At 64.2% G+C, this 12,012-nt stretch carries 11 protein-coding genes; 7 read left to right on the top strand and 4 right to left on the bottom strand.

Annotation, left to right across the window (positions count from 1 at the left end; genetic code table 11):
* The first annotated feature begins 45 nt into the window (after window positions 1-45).
* A complete protein-coding gene (gene parE, locus AAG591_RS03640; protein WP_342529613.1) occupies window positions 46-2,034 on the top strand; it encodes a DNA topoisomerase IV subunit B in 1,989 nt (662 codons plus the stop codon).
* Between the two features lie 100 nt (window positions 2,035-2,134).
* Here the strand turns inward: parE and AAG591_RS03635 are convergent, their stop codons facing one another.
* On the bottom strand, window positions 2,135-2,476 hold the full coding sequence (locus AAG591_RS03635; RefSeq protein WP_342529612.1) for an endonuclease domain-containing protein: 342 nt from the start codon (window positions 2,474-2,476) through the stop codon (window positions 2,135-2,137).
* 130 nt (window positions 2,477-2,606) lie between these two features.
* On the opposite strand from AAG591_RS03635, the gene AAG591_RS03630 reads away from it, so the two are divergent.
* Both AAG591_RS03630 and AAG591_RS03625 read left to right on the top strand, forming a co-directional pair.
* Window positions 2,607-3,122 (top strand): RNA polymerase sigma factor, encoded by a 516-nt coding sequence (locus AAG591_RS03630; protein ID WP_342529611.1) that lies wholly within the window; start codon window positions 2,607-2,609, stop codon window positions 3,120-3,122.
* The gene (locus AAG591_RS03625) at window positions 3,119-3,691 is read left to right on the top strand and encodes a hypothetical protein (protein ID WP_342529610.1); all 573 of its coding nucleotides are present in this window, start codon (window positions 3,119-3,121) and stop codon (window positions 3,689-3,691) included. Before AAG591_RS03630 ends, AAG591_RS03625 begins: the two co-directional genes overlap by 4 nt.
* An 8-nt stretch (window positions 3,692-3,699) precedes the next feature.
* Here the strand turns inward: AAG591_RS03625 and AAG591_RS03620 are convergent, their stop codons facing one another.
* Window positions 3,700-4,911 (bottom strand): bifunctional alpha/beta hydrolase/OsmC family protein, encoded by a 1,212-nt coding sequence (locus tag AAG591_RS03620; protein WP_342529609.1) that lies wholly within the window; start codon window positions 4,909-4,911, stop codon window positions 3,700-3,702.
* A gap of 90 nt (window positions 4,912-5,001) precedes the next feature.
* Between AAG591_RS03620 and AAG591_RS03615 the strand changes: the two genes are divergently transcribed.
* Both AAG591_RS03615 and AAG591_RS03610 read left to right on the top strand, forming a co-directional pair.
* The gene (locus tag AAG591_RS03615) at window positions 5,002-6,315 is read left to right on the top strand and encodes a serine hydrolase (RefSeq protein WP_342529608.1); all 1,314 of its coding nucleotides are present in this window, start codon (window positions 5,002-5,004) and stop codon (window positions 6,313-6,315) included.
* Window positions 6,316-6,386: 71 nt separating this feature from the next.
* The gene (locus AAG591_RS03610; RefSeq protein ID WP_342529607.1) at window positions 6,387-7,235 is read left to right on the top strand and encodes an AAA family ATPase; all 849 of its coding nucleotides are present in this window, start codon (window positions 6,387-6,389) and stop codon (window positions 7,233-7,235) included.
* A gap of 16 nt (window positions 7,236-7,251) precedes the next feature.
* Here the strand turns inward: AAG591_RS03610 and AAG591_RS03605 are convergent, their stop codons facing one another.
* On the bottom strand, window positions 7,252-8,289 hold the full coding sequence (locus tag AAG591_RS03605; protein ID WP_342529606.1) for a L,D-transpeptidase family protein: 1,038 nt from the start codon (window positions 8,287-8,289) through the stop codon (window positions 7,252-7,254).
* A 364-nt stretch (window positions 8,290-8,653) separates the two neighbouring features.
* Between AAG591_RS03605 and AAG591_RS03600 the strand changes: the two genes are divergently transcribed.
* A complete protein-coding gene (locus AAG591_RS03600; RefSeq protein WP_342529979.1) occupies window positions 8,654-9,541 on the top strand; it encodes a DUF817 domain-containing protein in 888 nt (295 codons plus the stop codon).
* On the top strand, window positions 9,541-10,725 hold the full coding sequence (locus AAG591_RS03595) for a vWA domain-containing protein (protein WP_342529605.1): 1,185 nt from the start codon (window positions 9,541-9,543) through the stop codon (window positions 10,723-10,725). The genes AAG591_RS03600 and AAG591_RS03595 overlap by 1 nt, the downstream gene beginning before the upstream one ends.
* A 27-nt stretch (window positions 10,726-10,752) precedes the next feature.
* Here AAG591_RS03595 and AAG591_RS03590 read toward each other — a convergent pair whose 3' ends face one another.
* Complete coding sequence (locus AAG591_RS03590; RefSeq protein WP_342529604.1) at window positions 10,753-12,006, bottom strand: M24 family metallopeptidase; 1,254 nt, start codon at window positions 12,004-12,006, stop codon at window positions 10,753-10,755.
* Window positions 12,007-12,012: the final 6 nt, after the last annotated feature.

Here is a 12,012-nt window from a genome sequence, read left to right as displayed (position 1 = left end):
CGCGTTTCGCTTGTCTAGCGGTACGCGCGGTCCCACTGTTGCCCCATGTCCGATGATCTGTTCGACGGTACGCCCACCTCCAGCGGCGATTACGATTCCTCCTCCATCGAGGTGCTCGAAGGGCTAGAGCCCGTGCGGCGCCGCCCCGGGATGTATATCGGCGGGACGGACGACCGCGCGCTGCATCACCTCGCTGCCGAAGTGCTCGACAATTCGATGGACGAGGCGGTGGCGGGCCACGCATCGCGGATCGAGGTTCGGCTTGAGGAAGGCAACCGCCTGACCATCGCCGACAATGGCCGCGGCATGCCGGTGGACGAGCATCCCAAGTTTCCGGGGAAGTCGACGCTCGAGGTGATCCTGTCGACGCTCCACTCGGGCGGCAAGTTCTCAGGGAAAGCCTACGCGACCAGCGGCGGCCTGCACGGTGTCGGCGTCAGCGTGGTCAACGCGCTGTCCGAGCATACGCGGGTCGAGGTGGCGCGCGACAAGACGCTGTACGCGCAGGAGTTTTCGAAGGGTCAGACGCTGGGGCCGATCGAGACGGTGGGTGCAGCCCCCAACCGGCGCGGCACCACGGTCAGCTTCACACCCGACCCGGAGATTTTCGGGGAGCGCAAGTTCAGCGCGAAGCGGCTGTTCCAGCTCGCGCGGTCGAAAGCCTACCTGTTCGCAGGCGTGGAAATCCGTTGGAAATGCGCGCCCTCGCTCGCCACCGACGATGTGCCCGAGGAGGATACGTTCAAGTTCCCCGGCGGTCTCGCCGATCACCTCACGCAGCGCGTCGCCGGGCGCGAGTGCGTCACCGCGGAACCCTTCGCCGGAAGCCAGGATTTCCCGGAGCAGAATGGCATCTCGCAGGGCCGTGTCGAATGGGCGATTGCCTGGCCGCTGTTCTCCGAAGGCGCGACCAGCTGGTACTGCAACACCGTGCCCACGCCCGATGGCGGGACGCACGAGCAGGGCCTTCGCAATGCGCTGACCAAGGGCTTGCGCGCGTTCGGCGATCTGGTCGGGCAGAAGAAGGCGAAGGACATCTCCGCCGACGACGTGATGGCGGGCGCCGAGGTGCTGCTGTCGGTCTTCATCCGCGATCCGCAGTTCCAGAGCCAGACCAAGGACCGGCTGACCTCGCCCGAGGCCGCCAAGCTGGTCGAGAACGCAGTGCGCGACCATTTCGACCACTTCCTCGCCGACAATATGGATCGCGGCAAGGCGCTGCTGGGCGAAGTCATGGAGCGCATGGACGAGCGCCTGCGCCGCCGCGCCGAACGCGAGGTGAAGCGCAAGACCGCCACGAATGCCAAGAAACTGCGCCTGCCGGGCAAGCTGACCGATTGCTCGGGCGAAACCGGCGCGGAGACCGAGCTGTTCATCGTCGAAGGCGATTCCGCGGGCGGCAGCGCGAAGCAGGCGCGCGACCGCAAGACGCAGGCAATCCTGCCGATCCGGGGCAAGATCCTCAACGTCGCGAGCGCCAGCGCCGACAAGATCCGCGCCAACAGCGAAATCGCCGATCTGATCCTCGCGCTAGGTTGCGGGGTGCGCAAGGATTGCGACGCCGACCAGCTGCGCTACGACCGTGTGGTCATCATGACCGACGCCGACGTCGACGGCGCGCATATCGCGACGCTGCTGATGACGTTCTTCTTTCAGGAAATGCCCGACATCGTCCGCAAGGGGCACCTGTTCCTGGCCCAACCGCCTCTCTATCGCCTGACCTCTGGCAAGGAGAGCCGCTATGCGCGCGACGAGGAACACCGGCGCGAGCTGGAAGAGACCATCTTCAAGGGCAAGAAGATCGAGATCAGCCGCTTCAAAGGCCTCGGCGAAATGAACCCCGCGCAATTGCGCGAGACCACCATGCACCCCGAGAGCCGCAGCCTGATCCGCATCACCCTGCCCCCCGAATTCGAAGATCGCGCGGCGGTGAAGGAGCTCGTCGGCCAGCTGATGGGCCGCAACCCCGAACACCGCTTCCAGTTCATCCAGAACAAGGCGGGCGATCTGGATCGGGAGTTGATCGATGCGTGAGGTCTATGCCCCCTCATCCAGGCGTCGCTAGTCACTCGCGTGACAAGCTCCGCCATCCTTCTCCCGAGGGAGAAGGATATGCAGGCTTGGCGCGAAGCGCTTAGCCGGAGTTGGATGAGGGCCTGATGTGTCGCTCCAGCTCCACGAGAACGCCATCGAGGTTCTCCAGCAGCTCGTTATTCCAGAAGCGCACGATGCGGTAGCCTTCGCTTTCGAGCCATTCCGTTCGCGACTGGTCGCCCTCCTCGGAATGCTGCCCGCCATCGACTTCGATGATGAGCTGCAATTCGTGGCAATAGAAGTCGACGATGAAGCGGCCCAGCGGAACCTGCCTGCGGAATTTCAGGTTGCGGAACTGGCGGTTGCGCAGGCGCGACCAGAGCCGCGCCTCGGCGTCGGTCGAGTCCTTTCGCAGGGCACGGGCACGTTTGATCTGCTTCATCAATTTACCCCCCTCATCCAACTCCAGCTAGGCTCCTCACGTCGCCAAGCTCTGCTTGGATGAGGGGCGAGCTTACAAAAAACTCACTCACCCCCTGTAAGAAATCTCACCGCTCGGCGACTAAAGGGGCATGACCGGGCAACAGGCCACTCTCTACACCCAGGCGGGCGAGCAGTTCGCGCCTGCAATCGCTCGGCTCGCCCGGGCGATGGAGCGCGATGTCGAGAAGGCGCGCGATCTGGAGCAGGATATTCACCTCGAACTGTGGCGCAGCTTCGAACGCTTCGACGGCAATTGCGCGCTCAAGACGTGGGTGTTCCGCGTCGCGCATAATGTCGCTGCCGATCATGCCGGCCGCCACAGCCGCCGCCCTGCCACGGTCGATATCGACGAGATCGACACACTCCCCGCCACCAATGCGGGAGAATCGACGCTAGCGGAAAGCCACGCGCTGACCCGCCTCCACGCGATCATCCGCACCCTCCCCTTGCTCGACGCGCAGGTCATCCTGCTGTGGCTGGAAGGGCATTCGGGCGCCGAGATCGCCGAGGTCACCGGGCTTTCCACCGGTGCCGTCGCCACCCGGCTTTCGCGCCTGCGCGACAGGCTCGCCGCCCAATTCGAACTCCCGGAGGATCGAACATGACCGATAATCTCCAGACCCTGTGGCACGCGCACGCGGCCGAGAACGCATTCACTCAACCGGAGGACCTGATGAACCGGACCAGCAGTTTCGAGCGGCAGGTGCGCCGCCGCAATGTCATCGAGTATCTCGCAGGCGCGCTTGTGATTGCGCTGACCATCCCGATGGTGGCGCTTTTCGTCAGCATCGGCTTTACCGGCATGGCGCTGTCGATGGCGCTGGTCGCGCTTGGCGTGATAATCGTCCTGTGGAACCTGCGTCGCCGGGCTTCGGCAGAGGTGCGGCGCCCCGAGGTGGAATGCCGCACCCATCTGCTCGCGCAATACCGGCGCCAGGCCGATGCGCTGCGCAAGGTGCCGCTGTGGTATATCGGTCCGCTGATCCCCGGCGTGCTGGCGGTTTATGCCACGATCGGTCTCAGGGCAGTCGGGCAGGTCGAGGCGTGGGACATCGTTCGAAACCTCGGAATTCCACTGGCTGCGACGCTGGCCTTCTTCGGCTTTGTCATCTGGCTCAACCTGCGCGCCGCGCGCAAGCTGGCGGAGCAGGCGAAGGCGCTGGACGAGGCGTGAGCCTAGCCCTACCCCACCTCGGTATGGATGTGCAGATGGCCTTCCAGCGTCCCGTGGACCGGGCACTTGTCCGCGATTTCGATCAGCTTGCTGCGCTGATCCTCGGTCAGCTCGTCACCCAGCAGCGTGATGACGCGGTTGAGCGCCTGGACCTGCATGCCCTCTTCCTCGCAATGGTCGCAATCCTTCGCGTGGTCCCGTTCGTGCGTCACCGCCACCCGCGCGCCCTCGAACGGGATGCCCTTGCGATCGGCGTACAGCTTCATCGTCATCGCGGTGCAGGTGCCGAGCGCGGCGCCGAGCAGGTCGTAGGGCGTGGGGCCGGTATCGTCGCCGCCATGGCTGCGGGGCTCGTCGACCACGAAGCGGTGCGATCCGGTGTGGACTTCGGTGCCGAACTTGCCGTGGCCGGTGCAGGCAACGATGCCTTCCTCGGGCAAGGGCCAATCGTCCTTCATCGGCATGTAGCGTTCACCCCACGCAGCGATGATATCCGCGATGAATTGCGCGTCGTCGGGCCTGGTCAGCAGGTGATCGGCATCGGCAAGACTGATGAAGCTCTTGGGATGTTTGGCAGCCTCGTACAGCGCAGACGCATTCTCGATCCCGACGATCTGGTCGGTCGGGGAATGGGCGATCAGGATCGGCAGCTTCAGTTTCCCAACCTCGCTCGGCAAGTCGATGTCGCGGGTCTTCGCCAGAAATTCGCGGCTGAGGTGGAAGGCGCGCCCGCCGATGGTGACTTCGCCCTGCCCATCCCGCTCGATCGCGGCGAGATCGCCCTTGATGTTGCCGAGCACGTGCGGAACGTCCGCCGGAGCGGCGATCGTGGCAATCCCGGCGATCCGGTCGCGGCCGATCATGCCCGCCGCCGCCAGCACTGCGGCACCGCCAAGGCTGTGGCCGACCAGCAGGATCTTGCCGCCGAACCGCTCGCCCAGATGATGCGCGGAGGCGACGAGGTCTTCGACGTCGCTGGCAAACCCTGCGCGCCCGAAATCGCCGCCGCTGCCGCCCAGCCCAGTAAAGTCGAACCGCAGCGTCGCGATACCATGCCGCGCCAGCGCGCGCGTCACCGCGACCGCCGCCTTGCTCTGCTTGGTGCAGGTGAAACAGTGCGCAAACAGCGCCGCACCGCGCACCAGCCCCGTCGGCAATTCGAGCGCACCGGCCAGTTCGTAGCCGCGCGCGGTCGGGATGGTGATGTGTTCGGTCGGCATTATTGCGCGGCTCCAATGGACATTGTGTCGGGTTTAGCTGTTTCGCTAAATCCCGTATCGTGGTAATGGGACGGTGAAGGGAGAACTAACATGCAGATCAAGAGAACGCGTGCAATCATGATGGGTGCCGCAATGGCACTGGCAAGCCTGGGCACGGGAATTGGCCCTGTGGCATATCCCGCCATGGCGCAGGAGGTGCCCGCCGAGCAATCGCCGCTGGGCGCGCGTGCAGCCGATGTGGTGGATCTGATCAAGGGCGAAGGCGATGCGACGGATGTGTTCTCCGACGCCTTTCTCGCGAAGGTTTCGGCCGAGACGTTCGCCCAGATCAGCCAGCAGCTGACCGCGCAGCTGGGCCCCATCGTAGGGGTTGAATCGGTCGAACCGACAGGCGCGTACAAGGCGCAAATCACCCTGCGGTTCGAGAACGCGCTGGCGGCGGGGCCGATGACCCTGTCGGCCAGCGAGCCCTACAAGATCGAAGGGCTGCTGCTGAACGACATCAAGCCTATCGCCACCGGGCCGGAGAGCATTTCGGCAGACATGGAAGCGCTCCCCGGCAGCAAGGCCGCGTGGTTCGGCCCGCTCGATGGCGACCCGATCTTCGCTTACGGCGATGCAAGCCAGCCCTTCGCGCTGGGATCGGCCTTCAAGCTCTACGTGCTCGCCGCGCTGGCACGCGCTGTGGACGAAGGGCGGCTGTCGTGGGACGATGTGGTGACGCTCGACGCGAAGAGCTTTCCCAGCGGGATCATGCAGAACTGGCCCGACGGATCGCCGGTCACGCTGCACACGGCGGCCACGCTGATGATCTCGATCAGCGACAACACCGCAACCGATCTGGTGCTGCACACGGTGGGCCGCGACGCGGTGGAGGCGGAGATGCGCGCGAGCGGCAATGCTCACCTCGCCAAGACGCTGCCATTCCTTTCGACGCGCGAGATGTTCGCCATCAAGGCCAGCGGTGTGGGGGGTGATTATGCCGCCGCCGATGAGGCGGGACGCCGTGCCATTCTCGCCTCGCTCGATCTGGACAACATCGACGAACAGCAGTTTCTCGACACCTTTACCTCTGGCACGCCCGTTCTGATCGACGATATCGAATGGTTTGCCAGCATGGCAGACGAACGCGCGCTGATGCGCGTGCTGGCCGCCCTGCCCAACGATACCGCGCGCCAGATCATGACGGTCAATCCGGTGTTCGATGAGAGTGAGACCGCGAACTGGGATTATGTGGGCTACAAGGGCGGGTCCGAGCCCGGCGTGCTCAACATGAGCTGGCTGCTGCGCGACGATGCGGGCCAGTGGTACATGCTCGCGATCAGTCAAATGGACCCGGCAAGCGAGGTCGACACCACCGGCCTGTTGCTGGTGGCCAAGCGGATCGTCGCGCTCGCAGACTGAGCGTGCCCCTTGCGGCGGACTGCCAGCATCCCTAGCAGGTTGCGAAACAGGACTGGAAAGCGGGCTCCCCAATGATCGAGCGTTTCGAAGGCACCAAGGACTATATCGCAACCGACGACCTGAAGGTGGCGGTCAACGCGGCGGTGACACTGCGTCGACCGCTGCTGGTCAAGGGTGAACCGGGCACGGGGAAGACCGTGCTGGCGCACGAGATTGCGAAGGCGGTGGATGCTCCCCTGATCGAGTGGAACGTGAAGTCGACCACCAAGGCGCATCAGGGCCTTTATGAATACGACGCGGTCGCCCGCCTGCGCGACGGCCAGCTGGGTGACGAGCGGGTCCACGACATCTCCAACTACATCAAGAAGGGCAAGCTGTGGGAGGCATTCGAAGCGCCTCAGCTGCCCGTGCTGCTGATCGACGAGATCGACAAGGCCGACATCGAGTTCCCCAACGACCTGTTGCAGGAACTCGACCGCATGAGCTTCGACGTTTACGAAACGCAGCAGCGGATCGAGGCGAAGGAGCGCCCGATCGTGGTCATCACCTCGAACAACGAGAAGGAACTGCCCGACGCCTTCCTGCGCCGCTGCTTCTTCCACTACATCTCCTTCCCCGATCGCGACACGATGCGTGACATCATCGAGGTGCACTTCCCCGGCATCCAGAAGAACCTCGTCAGCAAGGCGATGGAGATCTTCTACGATATCCGCGAAGTTCCGGGCCTGAAGAAGAAGCCCAGCACCAGCGAACTGCTCGACTGGCTCAAGCTTCTGCTGAACGAGGATATGCCGGTCGAGGTGCTGCAGGATGCGAACCCGAACAAGGCGATCCCCCCGCTCCACGGCGCGCTGTTGAAGAACGAGCAGGACGTGATGCTGTTCGAACGGCTCGCCTTCATGAGCCGGCGGCAGAGCTGAACGGTCTTCCGGTCCGTCAGACCGGGAAGCAGTCCGCGCCTGAGCGTTTGAGCGAGGTGCACATGTCCCTCGCACCCGGGCCCGTCACCCGCAGGCGATAATACTGCTTGGAATAGACCACCGCCGGGATGATCGCCTTTTCGTAGCGTTCCAGCTCCGGGAAACGTGCGCTGATGCGCGACCAGTAGGCTTCGGCCTCGCTTGCGCTGCTCTTCGCCGCCAGCTGGATTGTTTGGCCCTTGGCGACCGGGCGCGGCTGTGGCTGGGTCTGGGCGAGCAGATTGGTGGGCGGCGGTGCCGAGGTAGTCGCAGCGACAGGGCTTGCGGGCGAAGTTGCGGTTGGCATGGGGGCCGGTGCATCCAGCTCAGCCAGCTTTGGTTCGGGCCGCTGAAGCAGGTGTCCGCGCTCGCCCGGCGAAGGCATCGGCATCGCCACGGCCAGTCGCTTCGCCTGCCCTTCCGATGCCAATGGATTGTCGGTCACGATCACCGTCGTCGATGCCGGATCGGTTTCCGCGAACAGCGCCTTGGCGAAGGCGGGCGGCAGGCGGATGCAGCCGTGCGATGCCGGATAGCCGGGCAGCTTGCCCGCATGGATCGCGATTCCGCCCCAGGTCAGCCGCTGCATGTGCGGCATCGGCGCATTGGAATAAATGTTCGACCGGTGGAAGACGCGCTTCTGCAGGATCGGGAACATGCCTGTCGGGGTTTCCTTGCCCGGCTTGCCGGTGGAGACGGGCGAGGTGTCCCACAGGGCGCCGTCCTTGAAGACATACATCTGCTGCGAGGCTTTGCTGATCACGATCAGCGTTCCCGATTGCAGCACCTGCGCGACCGGCGGCGGCATTCCTGCCTGTGACTTTTTTGGCGGCGGCGGCCGGGGTGTGGGCGAAGGGGGAGCCTGCTGGACGACCGGATCGGACACGAATACGACGTCCTGCATCGGCCCGGCGGAGGCCGTTTCCTGCAAAAGGACGCGCGTCGGATTGAATAGAACGAAGGCCGCACAAAGTACGGCGAGCGTACACACGATCGTAAACGCGCCTTTAACCATATTTTGAGTGTGGTCCCGAGAAGCGATTCGGTTCAACCGAATTTGTCTCCCCGCGCTATTTAGATGGCGACCACTTACCCCTTGCCGAGCTTCTCCCGAACCCCACGATGCCGAGAGGAACCACCCCTGCACAAATGGCCGGGTCTTCGAAATGCCAGATAAAGCACGGGCTTGACCCCCGCGGTTGATCCCCAGGCGTAAGCCGGAGGTGCCGGGGCAAAGGGCATTCGCAGGGCGTTTCGCTGCCCGGGTTCTTGTGGCAGGGAGGCCACAATGACGGACAGATTTTCCGAGCTGACTTGCCGTTCCGCAACGTCGCGCCAGACCATGCGGGCCATCATCGCGCTCGGCAAGAGGGGCTAGGATACTGGATACGCCGCGCGAAACCCGGTTCGCACAGATCCGCAAGCGGCTCGAAAGTTTCGAGCCCAGGCCGGGCGTGTACGCCTGGGGCTACGAGTTTGCGCTGTTCGGGCTCAAACAGGGATGGGCCTGCCTGTTTGGGGCGCTGATGCTGGCGCTGCTGGTGGCGACGCACCTGTTCTACCCCGACGGTGCGGCTCTCGCGCGGTACGATTTCCTGACGCTGGCCGCGCTCGCGATCCAGATCGCGATGCTCGCCTTCAGGCTGGAGACGTGGGGAGAGGCGAAGGTGATCCTTGCCTTCCACGTCGTCGGCACGGTGATGGAGCTGTTCAAGACTGCGCAGGGTTCCTGGATTTATCCGGAGGCAAGCGTGCTGCGGATCGGCGATGTGCCGCTGTTTTCCGGCTTCATGTATGCCGCCGTCGGCAGCTACATCGCGCGGGTCTGGCGGATATTCGACTTCCGTTTCACCGGCTATCCACCGCGTTGGGCGGCGTGGCTGCTGGCCGCCGCGATCTACGTCAATTTCTTCGCGCACCACTGGCTGCCCGACATTCGCCTGGGGCTGTTTGCGGCGCTGTTCCTGCTGTTCGCCCGCACCCGCATCTGGTTCACCGTCTGGCGCACGCCGCGCTGGATGCCGCTGCTGCTGGGCTGGTTCCTCGTCGCGCTGTTCATCTGGTTTGCCGAGAACCTGGGCACCTTCGCCCGCGCATGGACCTATCCGGAACAGGCCGATGGCTGGAGCATGGTCTCGCCCGCAAAACTGGGCGCGTGGTATCTTCTTATGTATATCAGCTTCGTGCTGGTGAGCTGGGTCGCGCGCGTGCGTGCGCCCTCCCCCCGATCCCCCACCGCAACTGCGGGCAGGCCACTGGAAAGCTGATGTTCTTAAACTTCGTCGACGAATTGCGAGCCGCGGGCATCTCCGCCAGCCTGAAAGAGCATCTGACGCTGCTCGAAGCGCTCGACAAGGATGTGATCGAGCAGACGCCCGAGGCGTTCTACTACCTCGCGCGCGCCACCTTCGTGAAGGACGAAGGGTTGCTCGACCGGTTCGATCAGGTGTTCTCCAAGGTCTTCAAGGGGATCATGACCGATTACGGCCAGGACCAGGTCGAAATCCCCGAGGACTGGCTGAAAGCGATTGCCGAGAAATACCTCACCGAAGAGGAAATGGCGCAGATCGAGAAGATGGGTTCGTGGGACGAGCTCATGGACACGCTCAAGAAGCGGCTCGAGGAACAAAAGGAGCGCCACGAGGGCGGCAACAAGTGGATCGGCACGGGCGGCACCTCGCCCTTCGGCCATTCCGGCTACCACCCCGAAGGCGTGCGCATCGGCGGGGAGAGCAAGAACAAGCGCGCCGTCAAAGTATGGGAAAAGCGCGAGTTCAAGAACCTCGACAACACCAAGGAACTGGGCACCCGCAACATCAAGATGGCGCTGCGCCGCTTGCGCCGCTTCGCGCGCGAAGGGGCGGCGGACGAGCTCGATATCGACCAGACGATCCGCGGCACCGCCAAGCAGGGCTGGCTCGACATCCACATGCGGCCCGAGCGCAGGAATGCGGTCAAGCTACTGCTGTTCCTCGATGTCGGCGGATCGATGGACCCGTTCATCAAGGTGACCGAAGAGCTGTTCAGCGCGGCCACCAGTGAGTTCAAGAACCTCGAATTCTTCTACTTCCACAACTGCCTCTACGAAGGCGTGTGGAAGGACAATCGCCGCCGCTGGCAGGAGCGGACGAAGACCTGGGACATCCTCCACAAGTTCGGCCACGACTACAAGATCGTGTTCGTCGGCGATGCCGCGATGAGCCCGTACGAGATCACCCACCCGGGTGGCTCGGTCGAGCATATGAACGAGGAAGCCGGTGCCACCTGGATGCAGCGGATGACCAACACCTACCCCGCGACCGTGTGGCTCAACCCGATTCCGGAGAAGCAGTGGAGCTATTCGCAGTCGACCAGCATCATGAAGCAGCTGGTCAACGACCGGATGTACCCGCTGACGCTCGACGGACTGGATGATGCGATGCGTGAGTTGAGCCGTAAGCACGGGGCGTAAAGTAGCGCCTCCGGTTGGCGGTGCGCGCTACCCGATCGGATCGTCGATCGAATTGGGCGGCGTGCTGAACCAGCGCGGGCCGTTTTCGGTCATGTGGAAGCAGTCCTCCAGGCGAATGCCGAAGTCGCCGGGAATGTAGATGCCCGGTTCGTCGGAGAAGCACATGCCGGGGGCCAGCTTCGTCGTTTCGCCGTGAACGAGATTGACCGGTTCGTGCCCGTCGAGCCCGATACCGTGCCCGGTGCGGTGCGAAGTGCCCGGCAGTTTGTAGCCCGGCCCGTAGCCGAGCGTTTGGTAATAAGTGCGCACCGCGTCGTCGACCTTGCCCGCCTCGGTGCCGACCTGCGCGGCCTCGAACGCGATCTGCTGGCCCTTGCGCATCCTGTTCCACACAAGCCGCTGTTCGTCGCTCGCTTCGCCGAACACGAAACTGCGCGAGATGTCCGACTGGTAGCCGTGCACATTGCACCCGCAATCGAGCAGCACGACCTCGCCCTCGCGAACCTCCTGCGGCTTGCCGGTGCCGTGCGGATAGGCGCTCGCCTCGCCCAGCAGGACCAGTGCGAATTCCGGGTTGCCGCCCATTGCCACGGTCGCCCCGTTGATCAGCTTGCCGACATCGGCCGGCGTCATGCCCGCTTCGATCTTGCGGTACATATGGCGATAGGCGGCCAGCGTGATGTCGTTGGCGACCTGCATCAGCGCCAGCTCGGCGGGCGACTTGATCATCCGGCACCCGCGCACGACCGGATTGGCGCTGACCAGTTCGGTATCGGGAAGCGCATGCTGGAGGCCGTCGACCGCGAAATAGCGCACGGTTTCCTCGATGCCGATCTTGCCCTTGGCGAGCCCGCGCTTGCTAAGCCAGCCGCCGATCAGCGCGAGAGGATCCTCATCCTCGTTCCAGGTGAGAACCTGCGCATCGAGCTCGAGCGTTTCGCGCACCGAAGGCTCTTCGAAGAACGGCGTGACCACGGCGATTTCGCCCTCGCGCGTGATGACCGCACCGGTCAGCCGTTCGCTGCGCCACCAGTGGATACCGGTGAAATAGACCAGGCTCGACCCTGCCTCGATCAGGACCGCATCGATATCGTTCGCGCGCATCAGCGCCCCGGCCTTGGCCACGCGGGCGCGACGCTCTTCGGCGGAGATCGGCTTCGCATCGGCGGCAAGGTTGCGCAGACCGTCTGCGTCGGCACCCGTCTGAGCGGCGGCGAAGCCTGGCATCATTGCGGCCGTGCCGCCCATCACGGCAAGCTTGCCGAACTGGCGTCTGTCCATGGGCGG

The sequence above is a fragment of the Citromicrobium bathyomarinum genome, from assembly GCF_038594485.1.
GTDB classification, from domain to species: Bacteria; Pseudomonadota; Alphaproteobacteria; order Sphingomonadales; family Sphingomonadaceae; genus Alteriqipengyuania; species Alteriqipengyuania bathyomarina_A.
The sequence above is the reverse complement of the archived record's forward strand: the minus strand, read 5'-3'. Positions and strand labels throughout refer to the sequence as shown.

Bases quoted from the DNA above. Each gene is read 5' to 3' on its own strand.
- parE (WP_342529613.1), top strand. From the start codon at position 46: ATGTCCGATGATCTGTTCGACGGTACGCCCACCTCCAGCGGCGATTAC.
- AAG591_RS03635 (WP_342529612.1), bottom strand. From the start codon at position 2,476: ATGAAGCAGATCAAACGTGCCCGTGCCCTGCGAAAGGACTCGACCGAC.
- AAG591_RS03630 (WP_342529611.1), top strand. From the start codon at position 2,607: ATGACCGGGCAACAGGCCACTCTCTACACCCAGGCGGGCGAGCAGTTC.
- AAG591_RS03625 (WP_342529610.1), top strand. From the start codon at position 3,119: ATGACCGATAATCTCCAGACCCTGTGGCACGCGCACGCGGCCGAGAAC.
- AAG591_RS03620 (WP_342529609.1), bottom strand. From the start codon at position 4,911: ATGCCGACCGAACACATCACCATCCCGACCGCGCGCGGCTACGAACTG.
- AAG591_RS03615 (WP_342529608.1), top strand. From the start codon at position 5,002: ATGCAGATCAAGAGAACGCGTGCAATCATGATGGGTGCCGCAATGGCA.
- AAG591_RS03610 (WP_342529607.1), top strand. From the start codon at position 6,387: ATGATCGAGCGTTTCGAAGGCACCAAGGACTATATCGCAACCGACGAC.
- AAG591_RS03605 (WP_342529606.1), bottom strand. From the start codon at position 8,289: ATGGTTAAAGGCGCGTTTACGATCGTGTGTACGCTCGCCGTACTTTGT.
- AAG591_RS03595 (WP_342529605.1), top strand. From the start codon at position 9,541: ATGTTCTTAAACTTCGTCGACGAATTGCGAGCCGCGGGCATCTCCGCC.
- AAG591_RS03590 (WP_342529604.1), bottom strand. From the start codon at position 12,006: ATGGACAGACGCCAGTTCGGCAAGCTTGCCGTGATGGGCGGCACGGCC.